The following is a 16,239-nucleotide window of genomic DNA, read 5'->3' on the forward strand; positions in this document are numbered from 1 at the left end:
GCCGGTAATTCATGGCTAAGTTTTTTATAGATCGTCCCATCTTTGCATGGGTGATTGCGATCATCATCATGTTGGCCGGGGGATTGGCAATTCTTAAATTGCCGATTGCACAGTATCCAACCGTTGCGCCACCGGCTATCCAGCTGACCGCAACTTACCCGGGCGCGGATGCGCAGACGGTACAGGATACCGTCACTCAGGTTATTGAACAGAACATGAACGGTATCGACAACATGATGTACATGTCGTCGACGAGTGACTCGTCCGGTACTGTTCAGATTACCCTGACTTTTGCTTCCGGTACTGATGCGGATATCGCACAGGTACAGGTGCAGAACAAACTGCAGCTCGCAACGCCGTTGCTGCCGCAGGAAGTTCAGCAACAGGGTATCTCCGTTGAGAAATCGAGCAGTAGCTTCCTGATGGTTGCCGGCTTTATTTCTAACAATGGTTCAATGACTCAGGATGATATTGCCGACTACGTCGGTTCCAACGTCAAGGACCCTATCAGCCGTACCGCCGGTGTGGGTGACGTTCAGCTGTTCGGTGCTCAGTACGCAATGCGTATCTGGATGGATCCGAACAAGCTGAACAACTTCCAGCTGACGCCGGTTGATGTCATCAATGCCATTAAAGTCCAGAACAACCAGATTGCTGCCGGTCAGTTAGGCGGTACGCCACCGGTTCCGGGACAGCAGCTGAACTCTTCTATCGTGGCTCAGACACGTCTGAAATCACCGGATGAATTCGGCAAAATTATCCTGAAAGTGAATCAGGACGGTTCTCAGGTTCGCCTGAAAGATGTGGCAAAAATTGAACTCGGTGGTGAAAACTACGACGTTATTGCCCGCTTCAACGGACAGCCGGCTTCAGGTCTGGGGATTAAACTGGCGACCGGTGCTAACGCCCTGGATACTGCAGCGTCCGTGAAAGCTACGCTGGCTAAACTGGAGCCATTCTTCCCGTCTGGCTTGCAAGTTGTTTATCCGTACGACACCACGCCGTTCGTTAAAATCTCGATTAAAGAAGTGGGTAAAACGCTGTTCGAGGCCATCGTCCTGGTATTCCTGGTGATGTTCCTGTTCCTGCAAAACTTCCGTGCAACCCTGATCCCAACGATCGCGGTCCCGGTGGTCTTGCTGGGTACCTTTGCCATTCTGGCAGCGTTCGGTTACTCGATAAACACCCTGACGATGTTCGGGATGGTGCTCGCGATAGGCTTGCTCGTCGATGACGCCATCGTCGTGGTCGAAAACGTCGAACGTGTCATGGTCGAAGAAGGTTTGCCACCAAAAGAAGCCACCAAAAAATCCATGGAACAGATCCAGGGAGCGTTGGTCGGGATCGCGATGGTGCTGTCTGCCGTATTCATCCCGATGGCCTTCTTCGGCGGTTCAACCGGTGTTATTTATCGCCAGTTCTCCATCACCATCGTTTCTGCCATGGTGCTGTCGGTTCTGGTGGCGATGATCCTGACGCCTGCGCTTTGTGCGACCATGCTCAAACCGGTCGCTAAAGGTGAGCATCACGAGAAGAAAGGTTTCTTCGGCTGGTTCAACAAAAAATTCGAGCAAAGTACGCACCACTACACCGACAGCGTGGGTAACATTCTGCGCAGCACCGGTCGTTATCTGGTGATTTATCTGCTGATCGTTGTCGGCATGGCATTCCTGTTTATCCGCCTGCCAACCTCCTTCCTGCCGGAAGAAGACCAGGGTGTATTCCTGACCATGGCGCAGTTGCCAGCAGGTGCAACCCAGGAACGTACACAGAAAGTGCTCGATGAAGTCAGCAACTACTACCTGACGAAAGAAAAAGCTAACGTGAATTCCGTGTTTACGGTTAACGGCTTCGGTTTTGCAGGTCGTGGACAGAACACCGGTATCGCGTTTGTCAGTCTGAAAGACTGGTCAGAACGTAGCGGCGCTGAAAACAAAGTTCCTGCCATTGCAGGCCGTGCAATGGGCGCATTCAGCACCATTAAAGATGCACTGGTGTTCCCGTTCAACTTACCGGCTATTGTTGAGTTAGGTACGGCGACAGGCTTCGACTTCCAGCTGATTGACCAGGCTAACCTTGGGCATGACAAACTGACGCAGGCACGTAACCAGTTGTTGGGCATGGTTGCTCAACACCCTGACTTGCTGACTCAGGTTCGTCCAAATGGTCTGGAAGATACGCCACAGTTCAAAATCGAAATTGATCAGGAAAAAGCAACGGCACTTGGCGTTTCTATCTCCGACATCAACACCACATTGGGTGCATCGATTGGTGGTAGCTACGTCAACGACTTCATCGACCGTGGTCGTGTGAAGAAAGTGTATGTGCAAGCTGAAAATAAATACCGTATGTTGCCTTCGGACATTAACAATCTGTATGTCCGTGGCAGCGCTGGACAGATGGTACCGTTCTCCGCTTTCTCAAGTGCGAAATGGGAATACGGCTCACCGCGTCTGGAACGTTATAACGGTTTGCCATCAATGGAAATTCTGGGCCAGCCAGCGCCGGGCAAAAGTTCGGGTGCTGCCATGGCAATGATGGAGTCTCTGGCTTCTAAATTGCCAAACGGTATCGGCTATGACTGGACCGGTCTGTCTTATCAGGAACGTCTGTCAGGTAACCAGGCTCCGGCCTTGTATGCTATCTCTCTGATCGTCGTATTCTTGTGTCTGGCAGCATTGTACGAAAGCTGGTCAATACCGTTCTCGGTCATGCTGGTGGTTCCGCTCGGTGTTGTGGGTGCACTTCTGGCAGCGACAATGCGTGGTTTGAGCAACGACGTATACTTCCAGGTGGGCCTGCTGACTACCATCGGGCTGTCCGCGAAGAACGCCATATTGATTGTTGAGTTCGCCAAAGATCTGATGGATAAAGAAGGCAAGGGCCTTATCGAATCAACGCTTGAAGCGGTTCGTATGCGTTTGCGTCCGATTCTGATGACTTCCCTGGCGTTCATCCTCGGTGTTATGCCGCTGGTTATCAGCTCTGGTGCAGGTTCCGGTTCTCAGAATGCTGTAGGTACCGGCGTTATGGGCGGGATGATCACAGCCACCCTGCTGGCGATCTTCTTTGTTCCGGTCTTCTTCGTGGTGGTTCGCCGCCGCTTTGGTAAGAAGAATGAGAATACCGAACATACCCACAAAGTAGAGCATCCAACGCTATAACCGGATATCTACTCTGAAAAGGCCGCTTATGCGGCCTTTTTTTCGCCCCTAAGACTTGAACCTTAAACCTGATGAGTGCATAATTTATGTTATAGTATAACATTACATAAAGAGGCATCATGAAACCCACTATCCATCCTGCATATCGCACCGTGGTTTTTCACGACACCAGTGCTGACGAATACTTCAAAGTCGGCTCTACCATATCAACGGACCGCACCATTGAACTGGAAGGGGCAACCTACCCGTATATCACGATTGAAGTGTCTTCAGCCTCTCACCCTTACTACACCGGTAAGCAGAAAGAGTATTCCAAGGAAGGCAGCACCGCGCGGTTCAACCAACGTTTCGGTAGCTTCCTCGGTAAAAAATAAAATTACATCAGGGAAATCGTTATGCAGGTTCTGAGTTCATTACGTTCAGCAAAAAATCGTCATCCGGATTGTCGCGTTGTTCGCCGTAAAGGCAGGGTTTATGTGATTTGCAAAAGCAATCCACGTTTTAAAGCTGTACAGGGTAAGAAGAAAAAACGTTAACAACGCCTCTTCATGCCCATGGTTGCTCAATAAAAAAGCCCCGCCGCTTGCCCGGCGGGGCTTTTCTTATGCTAAGACATGATGTAAACCTCCCCACCGTATTGCGGTGAGGAGGAAAGATCTTATTTCATGCTGGCCACAATCGTTTCAACATTATGCTTAAATGCCTTCACGTACGTTGTCGCGGGTCCCTGCGGACCGGACAATGCTTCAGGGTACAACTCACCGCCGGGTACAGCCCCGCTGGCTGCAGCGATCTGCTTAACCAGTCGCGGGTCGGTCTGATTTTCGATGAAGTAAGTTTTCACTTTCTCCGCTTTAATCTGCTTAATCAGAGAAGCCACTCCGCTGGCACTGGCTTCAGCTTCAGTAGAAAATCCAACAGGCGCCATAAAGCTGACATGATATTCCTGACCAAAATATCCGAAGGCATCATGGCTGGTCAGCACTTTACGTTTTGACTGCGGAATACCGGCAAATTCAGTTTTTGCCCACGCATCCAGCTTTTGCAATTGTTCAATATAGGCAGCGCCGCGCTGACGGAAATAATCCGCATCTTCCGGATCCGCTTTGATCAGTGCATTCATCACGTTAGTGGCATAAATCACGCCATTTGCCATACTGTTCCAGGCGTGTGGATCGGTGATCTGCTTACCGTCTTCTTCCATTTTACGGGAATTTACGCCTTTCGATGCTGTCACCAGATGCCCCTTATAACCCGACGCCGTCACCAGGCGATCGATCCACCCTTCCAGCCCCAGGCCGCTGACAAACACGACATCAGACGCATTGATCGCTTTGCTGTCTTTGGGTGAAGGTTCAAAGCTGTGCGGATCACCGTCCGGCCCGACTAACGTCGTGACTTTCACATGATCACCTCCGACTTCCTGCACGATATTCCCAAGAATTGAAAAACTGGCTACCGCATCGATGGTTTTCGCCATTGCCAGCGGGCTCGACAGCAGGGCAGCTACTGCGAGTGATACAGGTAATACTTTCATCATGTCCCCTTAATTGTGGTACTGCTGCTTAATTTCGCGAAGCTGTTAACATCCCGCCCCGCTTTCCAAATAAAACCGAAATAAAGAAGATAACCGTTGCACTCAGGACAATCGCGGGCCCGGCGGGCAGCGAGGCATAATAAGACCAGATAAGGCCTACGGCGCTGGCAATCACACCAATGATCATCGCACTCAGTAAGGTATGAGGAAGGTCACGGGCCCAGAAACGGGCACTGGCAGCAGGTAACATCATCAGCCCCACAGACATCAGAGTGCCGAGGATCTGGAAACCCGCCACCAGATTGAGTACCACCAGCGCCAGGAAAATGCCGTGGATTGCTGCCAGCCATTTCCCGGCACTGACGCGCAGAAACAGCGAATCAAATGACTCAATGACCAGTGCGCGGTAGATGCATGCCAGTACAACTAAAGAGAGGCTGGTGATAATGCCGACCATGATCATGGCGGAGGAATCGATGGCAAGAATTGAGCCGAACAGCACATGTAAAAGGTCAACGCTCGAGCCGCGCAGGGAAACCAGCGTGACCCCAAGCGCCAGAGAGCCAAGATAGAAACCAGCGAAACTGGCGTCTTCTTTTAATTGCGTACGGCGGCTCACCAGTCCGGACAACATCGCAACAGCAAGACCTGCGATAAAACCGCCAATCCCCATAGCGACCAGCGACATTCCCGAGAGCAGATAGCCAATCGCCGCGCCAGGCAAGACAGCATGCGACAGTGCATCTCCCACCAGACTCATCCGGCGTAATAACAGGAAAACACCCAATGGCGTGGCGCTGATTGATAATGCGATACAAGCAATTAAAGCCCGGCGCATAAAGCCGAATTCAATAAAAGGGTCAGCAAGCAAATGAAAAAGCATCATGAATTCGCGACTCCCGTCGTCAGGGAGAAAGGTTCTGTCGAAATGCAGGCATGTGCCTGATGAGGGAAATGCCCGAGGACATCTGGCGTGCTTCCCCATAAATTCTGCTGCGCACTGAGATAAAGCACATGTGGAAAGTGCCGGGCAACCATCGAAATATCATGCAAAACCGCAATGACAGTTTTACCTTCCCGATGCCATTGCGCGATAACTTTTAGCAGTAAATCAGTGGTTTGAGTGTCGATACCCGTGAACGGTTCATCGAGCATAATGAGAGGTGCCTGTTGAACCAGTAAGCGGGCAAACAACGTACGTTGTAATTGCCCGCCGGAAAGCAATCCTACAGGCAGGTGCGACATTTCCTTCATGCCCACCGTATGCAGTGCATTATCGACGGCTGTCGCTGACTGTCGGTTTATGCCACCGAATAGCCCGCTTTGCGGCCAACATCCCATTGCAACCAGGTCAAATACACTGATAGGGAAACCGCGATCCAACTCAGCCTGCTGCGGTAAATACGCCAGCCGGGGACGTTTCCCGCCAGTAAAAGTAATATTCCCTGCAACAGCCTGCTGCAAACCGGCCAGTGTTTTGAGAAAGGTGGATTTTCCTGCACCGTTGGCACCGATAACTGCCGTCAGGGAGCCAGAACAGAACTGTCCGTTTAGCGGCATGGCTACTGCCAGACGGCCATACCCCACTTCGACATTGTTAACAAAAATCATGGTAATGAAATTGCCCAGTAGATAGCTGCCCATAAAACAGCGAGCACAGCCAGTACAACAATGCAGCGTACCGGCGAAGAAAGTGTAAACAGTGTTTTTGTCATGCGCCCTCCGAAAAGTTATAATATAACATCACAATAGAGCTTCGGTATCAATACAGCAACTGTTTCAGTTTTTTACGGGTACAGATGCAACCGGAGATCTTCGAAGGACGAGGCCCCCGAGTGTAAAAAAAAAGTAAAAAATGATGAGCGAGTTGCAATCCACTTTATAATCAGCAGGTTATGGAATTTTTCTTTAGAATTTTTTTTCTTCCCTCAAAACACATCCTGAGGAAAGTATGCGATAATGAAAAGGAATACGGTTAAGAGGTAAACGCCTTGAAGATACTAATCCCTTACCTTATTAAGGGGAACGTTCTGACGGTTGACGAGTTACAGCAGATTATTGAGCCTGCTTTATCTGAAATTGAAGAGCCTCTAATTGGAGATTTAACTTACTTTTCAGAAAATGCACGTTATGAAACAAATTCTTTGCAGATTGTGTCAATAATGGAAATTGGCAAAAACTATTATTCAATGACTTACCAGTTCAAATGGACGATTTTCAATGCTTGTCTGGACATTAATGCTGATGAGTTAACGAAGCAAAGCGTCGCATTCCAGGTTAAACCTGACGGACTGGAGTTTGATATTATTGATTGTTTCAAAGGCTCCGCTTCCGAAGAATTGTAAGTTTGAGTAATACGTTTGCACAGCTTTCTAAAAATGAATTATATTTAAAATACCGGCTATATAATAAAATCCTTTAAACCTCATCCCGAAGACAGCTCATTGTGATTGTCTTTGATGTTTAAGCCAGTTCATAGCGTTTTTAGTGAGAGCCGTTTCCTGTAAGCCATTAAGTTTTGTTGTTTACTCACAGAGTGTTATCAACACCGAATAAACCATTACGGAGGGGATGATATGGATGAGTACTCGCCTAAGCGGCACGATATCGCTCAGTTACGCTACCTGAATGAAATGCTGTACGATGAAGGGATTGCAACACTGGGTGACAGCCATCATGGCTGGGTTAATGATCCGACTTCGGCCGTTAACCTACAGCTCAATGAACTGATTGAGCACATTGCATCCTTTGTGATGAGTTTTAAAATTAAGTATCCGGCTGATAACCATTTAAGTGATCTGGTTGAAGAGTATCTGGATGATACCTACACCCTGTTCAGCAATTATGGAATTAACGATTCTGATTTGCGTCAATGGCAAAAGACCAAGAAGCGCTTATTCAGAATGTTCTCAGGGGACTACATCTGTACCCTAATGAAGACTTGAGTAATAATTTATATGCAGTCATCAGATAAAAATCAAAAGGCTAAGATGAACAAAATCGACTATTTGATGCGTTTAAGAAAATGCACCACAATCGATACACTCGAACGTGTTATTGAGAAAAATAAGTATGAACTTTCCGACGACGAACTGGAATTGTTTTACTCGGCAGCTGACCATCGTTTAGCGGAGCTAACGATGAACAAACTGTACGATAAAATTCCGGTATCAGTCTGGAAATTTGTACGCTGATCTATAACGCCAGGCCGTAATATCTTCCGGCCTGGCCGCTTAATATTTAACCAAAATAACGTTAATATTCTTTAACTATATCTGCGGGTTAAGGTGTTCCGCTTTCTCGTTGATCTGACGATGAAATGTCCGTAATAGAAACTGAAAACATTCTTCTGTTTTGGGTGAACGTAATGGTGCAGGTTTACGCATCATTGCCACCGTTCTGCTTAATGTGGGTTGCTGCAAGTGAATCACCGTTAATTCATTATCGTTGAGTGTTGCAGTATATAACTCTGGTAATATTGCTAATGCCAGACGCGAACGAACCAGCCCATATAATGTCTCCTGAAAATCCACGCGATAACTGACCCGTAAATTCAGACGATGGCTCTCACTCAGTGATGTCACCAGCCTGCTGACATTCCCCTTTGAAAACAAAGCAATATCTCTTTTCAGCAGTTGCCGCCAGGGAATATTGTGGCCCTGAGAAAGCGGATCATCTCGTCTGATAACGGCCACAAAAGGATCTTCCAGCAATGGGTAGACTGCCAGGGATTCCGGCACGGTACTGTCGGTTGCACCGATACCAAAATCCACCGAGCCGTTCTCCAGTTCCAGCAATAGTGCGTCGTTTGTGAGGTCATGGAATTCAACACGCATATCAGGGAAATATTCTGCCAGTAATTGCGGAACGACCGGAAATAATAACGTGCTGACCGAAGGCACTAATCCTATGCGTAAAGTGCCATCCCCGCCCTGAAGCATAATTTGCTGCATATCGTCGAAAACGCTAAGTGCAGTATTCAATAAGCGTTCTGCATAAGGCAAAACGGCTTCCCCCTGCTCTGTCAGACTCACACCTTGTGCCGTTCGGTTAAGTAATTTCCCGCCTAATACGGATTCAATTTGACGAAGCGCGCTGCTCAGTGCGGGCTGACTTATCGCCAGACGATTTGCCGTATCGGTGAAACTACGCAGTTGCGCCAGCGTCACAAAGTATTGAATTTGCTTGAGGGAAAGGGCCGGCAACCGGCGCCAGGGTTCAGACATAATGAGCAACTCTTCCGCTAAAAATAGGAAACGTTTGCTCAGCATAACCGCATCTTATAAACGGATAAAATAATTCATCTGTGCAAAGCCCCTGCCGCTCCCTACATTAACTTCATCTTGTTTAAATCCGGAAACTGATATGACCGACAGCATCGCCTCCCGCCCTCTGCGACAGAGGGCAATAAACGCTGCATTGGGGAAGATCCCTTTTGACCGCCTGCTGATTAACGCCCAAGTCATCGACATGGTCACAGGAGAGATCCGCGAAGCCGATGTCGGTATCACCGGAAATATGATTTCCAGCGTCCATCCGCGGGGGAAATTCTCGCAGACTGAAAATGTCGATGATTTATCAGGAAATTATCTCTCCCCCGGCCTTATCGATACGCATGTTCACATCGAAAGCTCTCATTTACCACCGGAAAAGTATGCAGAAATCGTCGTTGCTCAGGGCACAACAACAGTGTTTTGGGATCCGCATGAACTGGCGAATGTGCTGGGTGTTGCCGGTGTACAGTACGCCGTCCGGTCCAGCCGTAATCTGCCATTACGTGTGATATGTGCTGCGCCCTCCAGCGTGCCGTCAACGCCGGGCTTAGAGATGTCCGGCGCAGATTTCAGAGGCCAGGAAATGCAGACAATGCTTAGCTGGCCGGAAATTGCCGGTGTGGCCGAAGTGATGGATATGTATGGCGTGCTCAATGGCAGCGAGCGAATGCTGGAAATTCTTGAGGCGGGATTAAACAGTGGGAAACTCATTGAAGGACACGCCCGCGGCCTTAAAGACGAACAATTACAGGCGTATCTGGCTGCGGGTGTGACATCCGATCATGAACTGACTTCAGCTGAAGATGCGCTGGAAAAGCTGCGTGCTGGCCTGACGCTGCAAATTCGCGGCTCACATCCTTATCTTCTGCCCGATATCGCCGCAGCTTTGCTGGCACTTCCCCACCTTTCATCGCAGATAACACTGTGTACTGATGATGTTCCACCCGATCACTTGCTGGAAAAAGGCGGGCTGATTGCCTTAATCAGGCTTCTGATTTCACACGGGTTACGTGCGGAAGATGTACTGAGGATGGCAACATTCAATGCAGCGATCCGCATGCAACGTTCAGATTTAGGCCTTATTGCCGCAGGACGTACGGCAGATATTATCGCGTTTGATTCGCTGGATACTCTGCATCCGTGCGCGGTGTACGTTGCGGGTAGCTGCGTTGCCAGACAAGGCAAACTGTTATCTACCCCTTCGGCAGCCCGCGACGTGACACCTCCGCGCAATACTATGCGGCTAAGTGCCTTAAGCGCCGATGATTTCCAACTGAAAATTCCGGGTCTGAACAACGGTAAAGCGCGTCTGCGCAATATTAAAGGCGCGCGCTTTACACAATGGAGTGAAGTGACCGTGAATGTGAGGAACGGTGTCGTGCAGATACCCGACGATTTCAGCCTGATTTGGGTACAGCACCGGCATGGCCGCCACGAGGCCACACCGAAAATGGCATTACTCGAAGGCTGGGGAGCTTTGCGCGGCGCCATTGCAACGTCTTACTCGCATGACTCCCATAATCTGGTGGTTATCGGCCGGAATCCTGCTGATATGGTGGTAGCAGCCAATCAACTGATTGCCAGCGGAGGCGGTATGGCCCTCAGTCAGCATGGGAAATTACTGGCAAGCATCGATATGCCGATTGGCGGCATGCTGTCTGATTTACCGGCTCCAGAATTAGCGAAGCAGTTTAAAAACCTGCGCGACCTCAGCGCACAGGTCGCCGACTGGGAACCCCCTTATCGCGTTTTCAAAGCCATCGAAGGGACATGTCTCGCCTGTAATGCCGGCCCGCATCTGACCGATTTAGGTCTTACAGATGGCGGATTACGTGAAATCGTCGATCCGGTTCTGGAAATCTGGCCAGAAGAAATCTGAAGCAGAAAACCACTACACGTCAAAAAGACAGCAAACACAATAATATAAATGATTGTTTTCAGGGGTATTTAAGCATGTCCGAAAGTTCTGTGAAAAATGTTACCGTCTCAGCTGACGAAAGCTGGTTACAACGCCGTTTCCATCTGCGTCAGCGCGGGACCAAAATTAAAACGGAATGTCTGGCAGGTATCACCGGTTTCCTGGCGGCAGCGTATTTACTGGTGGTGATCCCAGGCTTACTGGCGGTCAGCGGTATGGATAAAGGTGCAGCCACCACCGGTGTGATCCTGGTGTTTGTGCTGGGTTCTCTGCTGATGGCCTTTTACGCCAACCTGCCTTTTATGGTCGGGCCTGGCATTGGCGGCTCGGTACTGGTGGGTATTACGCTGGCGGGCGACGGCATTACCTGGCCCGTCGCACTGGGTATTGCATGCTGGTCGGGGGTTTTATTTTTCGTGATGACAGTGTTTGGTTTGCGTGAAGTGGTCACCCGTTCTGTTCCGCAGTCGATCAAACTTGGACTGACCGCTTCTATTGGCATTTTTGTCGCCCTGCTCGGCTTCCGCAATGCCGGACTGGTCATGGCAAATGCCAAAACGCATGCACTGGCTTTAGGAGATTTTACCGCGCCGGGTGCCTTAATCGCGCTTCTTGGTCTGCTGGTCGCCGTGGGCTTACAGGCCCGAAAAGTACCCGGTGCTATTTTGTGGGCCATTTTGCTGGCGACGGTGGCTGGCATACCGTTTGGTGTAACACATTTACCTGAACAATGGATCTCTGTACCACATTCTGTGGCTCCGCTGCTGGGCAAAGTCGATCTTACCGGTGCCATCAACATCGCCTTCCTGCCATTCCTGTTTATCTTTTTCGCCTCAGAATTCTTCTCGACAATGGGCACCACACTGGCTGTTGGCGGTGAAGCCGGGTTGCTCGATGAGCGCGGCAATATGAAACATATCAACCGGCCTTTCATGGTGGATTCCATTGCGGCGGCGCTGGGCCCGATCGTCGGTATTCCTGCCGCCACCGCACTGATCGAGTCCTCTGCAGCGGCTGAAGCAGGCGGAAAAACTGGCCTGACCGCGCTGGCTGCAGCCATGATGTTTCTGCTGATGCTGTTATTTACCCCCATTGCGCTGATGATCCCGAAAGAGGCGACCGCTCCGGCGCTGATTCTGATTGGCCTGAACATGTTCAGTAATTTACGAAAAGTGGACTTAGCGAATTTTACCGACGCGCTGCCAGTACTGATGATGGTGATGATTACGCTGATTTCCAACAGCTTCGGTACAGGTATCGCCGGCGGATTGCTGTTTTACGTCAGCATTAAGGTCGTTGCCGGCAAGGCACGTGAGGTACCGGTGAGCCTTTATATTCTGGCGATCCCGCTGGTCTATTATTTTGCGACGCTGGTACATCACTGACCCTAACGAATCAAACAGAGGGTGCGTGAAAACGTGCCCTTTTTTACGGGCGCAGCCTGGCTTTACGGATGTTTAAGAAGAAATGAGGAAGATAAGAAGAATCGGTAGACACCTGAAATGGTGGAGGCCCTGCCAGCTACATCCCGGCACACACGACACCTGCCATGGCTGCTTCCTTCCGGACCTGACCAAGTTGACAAGTTAGCGTTGCGGGAGAACCAACAGGGCCCCCATTGACGTTGTCGGCTTCATTTCTCTGCTAAGAGAATTGAAGCGACGGGCATTATCTGCGATGCCCGAAGCAAAAGCAAGTTAACCGCCGACAACCGTTGTTTTCTTAAACGATATGCCTAAATCAGAGCCAACAATGCCTTAATTTTTGCGTCATACTGGCGCAAATCACCGAGGAGGATGTCATGTCGGAACCCGATAACTTTCGCCAGCGCGTATTTCAGATTATCGCCGCCATTCCGGTCGGGCAAGTTACAACTTACGGTAACGTCGCACAACTGGCCGGTTCACCGCGTGCAGCGCGGCAGGTCGGCGGCGTACTCAAGAAGCTGCCGGAAGGCAGCACCCTTCCCTGGCATCGGGTGATTAACCGGCACGGCGAAATATCCCTGCAGGGCGAAGACTTTAAGCGTCAACGTCAGGCACTGCTGGCAGAAGGCATTACCTTTAAGCAAGGCAAAGTGGATTTAGAGAAATATGGCTGGAAATGGTGATGTTGCGTTCACTAAACCATCTTACAGATAAGCACCGCCGGAGCGGTGCTTAGCCATCACAAGTCATGAATCAATAGGTCATGGGTTGCGCGGGTGCCGAACTTACCGGTGCCGGTGACGTGCCCAGCCCCGGATTTGACGGGTTGCTCATTGGCCCCAAAGTGCTCGGTTTCGTCGCGACAGGTACGGCGACAACAGGGACAAGTTGCAGATCAGCACGTGTACCCTGACCATGGTTAATCACTTCTTTAATGGAATCAGTGATGAAGGTCATCTGACCATTGATGGTTACCGCTGCACTCAGAAGAATACGGGCGTCAGGGGCAATTTCCTGCGGGTTATATGGCAGGATGAAGGTAAACGGAGCCTGTTTCCCTTGCGTTCTTGCTACTTTTTGCGAAATCACCCTGGATGGCGCATCCGCCACCGAAGCATCAGACAATGTCACCGTCAGGACAGCATCCGGTGGCAAAGCAACACGCTGATTGATGAACACACTACCCGATACATTCGGGCCGGTGATCGCAGGTTGAGTGACCGGACTGGCCGCCGTATTCACAGGAGGTTGCTGCGCTGGTGCCTCATGATGCTGCGCACATCCGGCAAGAGTCAGAGACAGCGCGGTTCCACCTACTATCTGCCAAAGTTTCATTGATCGTACTCCCTTTTTATAGTCGCTTGTCGACAAGCCGTAATAAGCGCCGACGATGAATGTAGTGACTTTAACCAGCTTACCTATTAATCATGGCACAAGAATCTGAGGTTTTCCTGTTAACGGCCAAACAGATCTTCTGGCAAAACGGAAGATCCACTATGATTAACAGGTTAGACCTGTCGGTGAAGGCGTATTTCAGAAGATTCCTGCCTGCACTACCCCGAACAACTGAGGTCGATTTCTCTGGTTACTTTCATGAGGCCACTATGAGTCAGGCATTAAAAAATCTGCTGGATCTGCTCGATCTGGAAAAAATTGAAGAAGGGTTGTTCCGTGGCCAAAGTGAAGATTTAGGCTTACGTCAGGTCTTTGGCGGTCAGGTGGTCGGACAGGCATTGTATGCCGCCAAGCAGACTGTCCCGGCGGAGCGGGGTATCCATTCTTTCCACAGCTATTTTTTGCGCCCTGGCGACAGCAGTAAGCCCATCATCTATGACGTGGAAATCCTGCGCGATGGCAACAGCTTCAGTGCACGCCGTGTAAAAGCCGTACAGCATGGAAAACCGATTTTCTATATGACAGCGTCGTTTCAGAGCCAGGAAAGTGGCTTTGAGCATCAGAACGCCATGCCGGATGTACCACCACCGGAAACGCTGGTATCAGAATCCGATATTGCTAAAAATCTGGCGCATCTGATACCGGAAAAATTCCGCGAAAAATTTATCGGCCATAAGCCTATTGAAATGCGTCCGGTGAAGTTTCATAACCCGCTGAAAGGAAGCGTCGAAGAACCTAACCGTGCCGTGTGGTTCCGGGCCAACGGTGAGATGCCAGATGATTTGCGAATTCATCAGTATTTGCTGGGCTATGCATCTGACTTCAATTTCCTGCCTACGGCGCTGCAACCTCATGGCATTGGCTTCCTTGAACCGGGAATGCAGGTCGCGACCATCGACCATTCGATGTGGTTCCACCGTCCGTTCCGCATGGATGACTGGTTGCTGTATGCCGTTGAAAGTACTTCTGCTTCCGGTGCGCGCGGTTTTGTGCGTGGGCAGTTTTATACCCGCGATGGCGTTCTGGTCGCCTCTACGGTCCAGGAAGGCGTTATTCGTCAGCGAAAGCCTGAATAATCTTTATTAAAAAACGTCCTGTGAAAATGGCGCATTAAAAAGGGGCGATATCACTATCGCCCCTTTTGCATATCATCATTATTTTATTGTTCTGTACTGCTTAATGAGAGAGTTAGCGCACTACTTTCTCTGAAATCAGATTACTACTGGCTTATTGGTTGTAAGCATTTTCGCCGTGGCTGTTAACATCCAGACCTTCACGTTCCTGCTCTTCAGGAACACGCAGACCTACAATCATATCAGCCACTTTGTAACCGATGAAGGCCACAACACCGGACCACACCAAGGTCACGCATACGCTGAAGAACTGCACCCACACCTGATGGCCCATGGTCACGCCTTCTGCATAACCTACGCCGCCCAGGGAACTGGAAGTGAACACGCCAGTCAGCAGGCAACCTACGATACCGCACACGCCGTGAACACCGAATACGTCACAGGTGTCATCAACACGCAGCCATTTTTTCAGGGTAACCACACCCCACAGGCCAGTGATACCACCGACCAGACCGATGATCAAAGCACCGCCAACGCCCACCGTACCACATGCCGGCGTGATAGCGACCAGACCCGCGATAGCACCAGAGCTTGCGCCCAGCAGTGAAGGCTTACCACGTACCATCCACTCAACCAGCGTCCAGGACAGGATTGCGCCAGCGGTAGCAATTACCGTGTTCAGGAAAGCCAATGCGGCAACAGAGCTTGCGGCACTTGCTGAACCCGCGTTGAAGCCGAACCAGCCCACGTAGAGGATTGAGGCACCCGTGAAGACCATTGGCAGGTTGTGTGGTTTGAAAGCTTCCTTACCAAAACCGGCACGTTTACCGAGCAGATACGCTCCCACCAGGCCTGCAATTGCGGCGTTAATATGGACAACAGTACCACCGGCAAAGTCCAGCGCACCATCAGCAGCCAGGAAACCACCTGCCCACACCATATGAGCCATCGGGATGTAAGAGAAAGTCAGCCAGATCACCGTGAAAATCAGAACCGCTGAAAAACGTACACGCTCAGCGATACCGCCCACGATCAGCGCCACCGTGATACAGGCAAATGAGCACTGGAATGCAACATGAATCATCTGCGAGAAGGTGCCCGTCACAGAATCCAGTCCAATGCCTTTCATCATGACGTTGCTGAAACCCCCGAAGAACGCATTACCTTCGCTGAAAGCAAGGCTGTAGCCGTAGAGGATCCACAGAACGCAGACCAGAGCAAAGGTGACAATAACCTGAGTCAGCATGGACAAAACGTTTTTCGAACGCAGTAAGCCGCCGTAGAACAACGCTACGCCAGGTACGGTCATGAACAATACCAGCGCAGTACAAATCATCATAAAGGCATTATCAGCGCCGTTTGCCGCTGCTGGTGCTGCCGCCATGGCCAGCGAAGGCAGCAAAGCCACTGCACCAAGCCCCATCATGGATAAAAGTTTTTTCATTATTAAC

Annotated in this window: 16 protein-coding genes and 1 other RNA gene; 10 read left to right on the forward strand and 7 right to left on the reverse strand. The window is 50.3% G+C overall.

Annotated elements, in window-relative coordinates; all coding sequences use genetic code 11:
• Positions 1-11: 11 nt before the first annotated feature.
• The 3 genes from acrB to ykgO all read left to right on the forward strand — a co-directional run bounded on the left by acrB (position 12) and on the right by ykgO (position 3,700).
• Positions 12-3,164, forward strand: coding sequence for a multidrug efflux RND transporter permease subunit AcrB (gene acrB, locus EVX52_RS21365; RefSeq protein ID WP_129952815.1), 3,153 nt, complete (start codon positions 12-14; stop codon positions 3,162-3,164).
• Between the two features lie 119 nt (positions 3,165-3,283).
• A complete protein-coding gene (locus tag EVX52_RS21370; RefSeq protein ID WP_120506405.1) occupies positions 3,284-3,538 on the forward strand; it encodes a type B 50S ribosomal protein L31 in 255 nt (84 codons plus the stop codon).
• A gap of 21 nt (positions 3,539-3,559) precedes the next feature.
• Positions 3,560-3,700, forward strand: a complete 141-nt coding sequence (gene ykgO / locus EVX52_RS21375; protein WP_013576611.1) for a type B 50S ribosomal protein L36 — start codon at positions 3,560-3,562, stop codon at positions 3,698-3,700.
• A 122-nt stretch (positions 3,701-3,822) separates the two neighbouring features.
• Here the strand turns inward: ykgO and EVX52_RS21380 are convergent, their stop codons facing one another.
• From EVX52_RS21380 to EVX52_RS21390, 3 genes are read right to left on the reverse strand one after another with little or no spacing between them, the layout of a single operon-like run.
• On the reverse strand, positions 3,823-4,701 hold the full coding sequence (locus EVX52_RS21380; protein ID WP_129992124.1) for a metal ABC transporter substrate-binding protein: 879 nt from the start codon (positions 4,699-4,701) through the stop codon (positions 3,823-3,825).
• Between the two features lie 28 nt (positions 4,702-4,729).
• Positions 4,730-5,587, reverse strand: coding sequence for a metal ABC transporter permease (locus EVX52_RS21385; protein WP_129992077.1), 858 nt, complete (start codon positions 5,585-5,587; stop codon positions 4,730-4,732).
• Positions 5,584-6,312 (reverse strand): metal ABC transporter ATP-binding protein, encoded by a 729-nt coding sequence (locus tag EVX52_RS21390; RefSeq protein ID WP_205952704.1) that lies wholly within the window; start codon positions 6,310-6,312, stop codon positions 5,584-5,586. Before EVX52_RS21390 ends, EVX52_RS21385 begins: the two co-directional genes overlap by 4 nt.
• Positions 6,313-6,692: 380 nt before the next feature.
• Between EVX52_RS21390 and EVX52_RS21395 the strand changes: the two genes are divergently transcribed.
• The 3 genes from EVX52_RS21395 to EVX52_RS21405 all read left to right on the forward strand — a co-directional run bounded on the left by EVX52_RS21395 (position 6,693) and on the right by EVX52_RS21405 (position 7,895).
• Positions 6,693-7,046: a hypothetical protein gene (locus EVX52_RS21395; protein WP_129992079.1), complete on the forward strand. Its 354-nt coding sequence runs from the start codon at positions 6,693-6,695 to the stop codon at positions 7,044-7,046.
• Between the two features lie 231 nt (positions 7,047-7,277).
• Complete coding sequence (gene tomB, locus EVX52_RS21400) at positions 7,278-7,646, forward strand: Hha toxicity modulator TomB (RefSeq protein ID WP_129952820.1); 369 nt, start codon at positions 7,278-7,280, stop codon at positions 7,644-7,646.
• 45 nt (positions 7,647-7,691) lie between these two features.
• The gene (locus EVX52_RS21405) at positions 7,692-7,895 is read left to right on the forward strand and encodes an HHA domain-containing protein (RefSeq protein WP_013576617.1); all 204 of its coding nucleotides are present in this window, start codon (positions 7,692-7,694) and stop codon (positions 7,893-7,895) included.
• Between the two features lie 75 nt (positions 7,896-7,970).
• On the opposite strand, the gene EVX52_RS21410 is transcribed toward EVX52_RS21405, so the two are convergent.
• Positions 7,971-8,927 carry a LysR family transcriptional regulator gene (locus tag EVX52_RS21410; protein ID WP_129992080.1) on the reverse strand — a complete coding sequence of 319 codons (957 nt, stop codon included), beginning with the start codon at positions 8,925-8,927 and terminating at the stop codon, positions 7,971-7,973.
• A gap of 139 nt (positions 8,928-9,066) precedes the next feature.
• On the opposite strand from EVX52_RS21410, the gene EVX52_RS21415 reads away from it, so the two are divergent.
• Together EVX52_RS21415 and EVX52_RS21420 are read left to right on the forward strand one after the other, a co-directional pair.
• Positions 9,067-10,854, forward strand: a complete 1,788-nt coding sequence (locus EVX52_RS21415) for an adenine deaminase (RefSeq protein ID WP_129992081.1) — start codon at positions 9,067-9,069, stop codon at positions 10,852-10,854.
• 74 nt (positions 10,855-10,928) lie between these two features.
• Complete coding sequence (locus tag EVX52_RS21420) at positions 10,929-12,278, forward strand: NCS2 family permease (RefSeq protein WP_129952823.1); 1,350 nt, start codon at positions 10,929-10,931, stop codon at positions 12,276-12,278.
• 127 nt (positions 12,279-12,405) lie between these two features.
• On the opposite strand, the gene ffs is transcribed toward EVX52_RS21420, so the two are convergent.
• An RNA gene (ffs, locus tag EVX52_RS21425) (signal recognition particle sRNA small type) lies at positions 12,406-12,502 on the reverse strand.
• A 192-nt stretch (positions 12,503-12,694) separates the two neighbouring features.
• Between ffs and EVX52_RS21430 the strand changes: the two genes are divergently transcribed.
• Entirely contained in the window at positions 12,695-13,003 is a 309-nt protein-coding gene (locus EVX52_RS21430) for an MGMT family protein (protein ID WP_129952824.1), read from the forward strand.
• Positions 13,004-13,073: 70 nt separating this feature from the next.
• On the opposite strand, the gene EVX52_RS21435 is transcribed toward EVX52_RS21430, so the two are convergent.
• The gene (locus EVX52_RS21435; protein WP_129952825.1) at positions 13,074-13,655 is read right to left on the reverse strand and encodes a YbaY family lipoprotein; all 582 of its coding nucleotides are present in this window, start codon (positions 13,653-13,655) and stop codon (positions 13,074-13,076) included.
• Between the two features lie 269 nt (positions 13,656-13,924).
• Between EVX52_RS21435 and tesB the strand changes: the two genes are divergently transcribed.
• Positions 13,925-14,791 carry an acyl-CoA thioesterase II gene (gene tesB, locus EVX52_RS21440; RefSeq protein ID WP_129992082.1) on the forward strand — a complete coding sequence of 289 codons (867 nt, stop codon included), beginning with the start codon at positions 13,925-13,927 and terminating at the stop codon, positions 14,789-14,791.
• 151 nt (positions 14,792-14,942) lie between these two features.
• On the opposite strand, the gene amtB is transcribed toward tesB, so the two are convergent.
• Complete coding sequence (amtB, locus tag EVX52_RS21445) at positions 14,943-16,232, reverse strand: ammonium transporter AmtB (protein WP_015698311.1); 1,290 nt, start codon at positions 16,230-16,232, stop codon at positions 14,943-14,945.
• Positions 16,233-16,239 lie beyond the last annotated feature (7 nt).

The organism is Rahnella sp. CFA14(1/10), assembly GCF_004195095.1.
In the GTDB taxonomy this organism is placed as follows: Bacteria; Pseudomonadota; Gammaproteobacteria; order Enterobacterales; family Enterobacteriaceae; genus Rahnella; species Rahnella perminowiae.

Bases quoted from the DNA above. Each gene is read 5' to 3' on its own strand.
- EVX52_RS21420 (WP_129952823.1), top strand. From the start codon at position 10,929: ATGTCCGAAAGTTCTGTGAAAAATGTTACCGTCTCAGCTGACGAAAGC.
- EVX52_RS21405 (WP_013576617.1), top strand. From the start codon at position 7,692: ATGAACAAAATCGACTATTTGATGCGTTTAAGAAAATGCACCACAATC.
- tomB (WP_129952820.1), top strand. From the start codon at position 7,278: ATGGATGAGTACTCGCCTAAGCGGCACGATATCGCTCAGTTACGCTAC.
- tesB (WP_129992082.1), top strand. From the start codon at position 13,925: ATGAGTCAGGCATTAAAAAATCTGCTGGATCTGCTCGATCTGGAAAAA.
- EVX52_RS21380 (WP_129992124.1), bottom strand. From the start codon at position 4,701: ATGAAAGTATTACCTGTATCACTCGCAGTAGCTGCCCTGCTGTCGAGC.
- EVX52_RS21410 (WP_129992080.1), bottom strand. From the start codon at position 8,927: ATGTCTGAACCCTGGCGCCGGTTGCCGGCCCTTTCCCTCAAGCAAATT.
- acrB (WP_129952815.1), top strand. From the start codon at position 12: ATGGCTAAGTTTTTTATAGATCGTCCCATCTTTGCATGGGTGATTGCG.
- EVX52_RS21435 (WP_129952825.1), bottom strand. From the start codon at position 13,655: ATGAAACTTTGGCAGATAGTAGGTGGAACCGCGCTGTCTCTGACTCTT.
- EVX52_RS21385 (WP_129992077.1), bottom strand. From the start codon at position 5,587: ATGATGCTTTTTCATTTGCTTGCTGACCCTTTTATTGAATTCGGCTTT.
- EVX52_RS21415 (WP_129992081.1), top strand. From the start codon at position 9,067: ATGACCGACAGCATCGCCTCCCGCCCTCTGCGACAGAGGGCAATAAAC.
- EVX52_RS21430 (WP_129952824.1), top strand. From the start codon at position 12,695: ATGTCGGAACCCGATAACTTTCGCCAGCGCGTATTTCAGATTATCGCC.
- EVX52_RS21390 (WP_205952704.1), bottom strand. From the start codon at position 6,312: ATGATTTTTGTTAACAATGTCGAAGTGGGGTATGGCCGTCTGGCAGTA.
- ykgO (WP_013576611.1), top strand. From the start codon at position 3,560: ATGCAGGTTCTGAGTTCATTACGTTCAGCAAAAAATCGTCATCCGGAT.
- EVX52_RS21370 (WP_120506405.1), top strand. From the start codon at position 3,284: ATGAAACCCACTATCCATCCTGCATATCGCACCGTGGTTTTTCACGAC.
- amtB (WP_015698311.1), bottom strand. From the start codon at position 16,232: ATGAAAAAACTTTTATCCATGATGGGGCTTGGTGCAGTGGCTTTGCTG.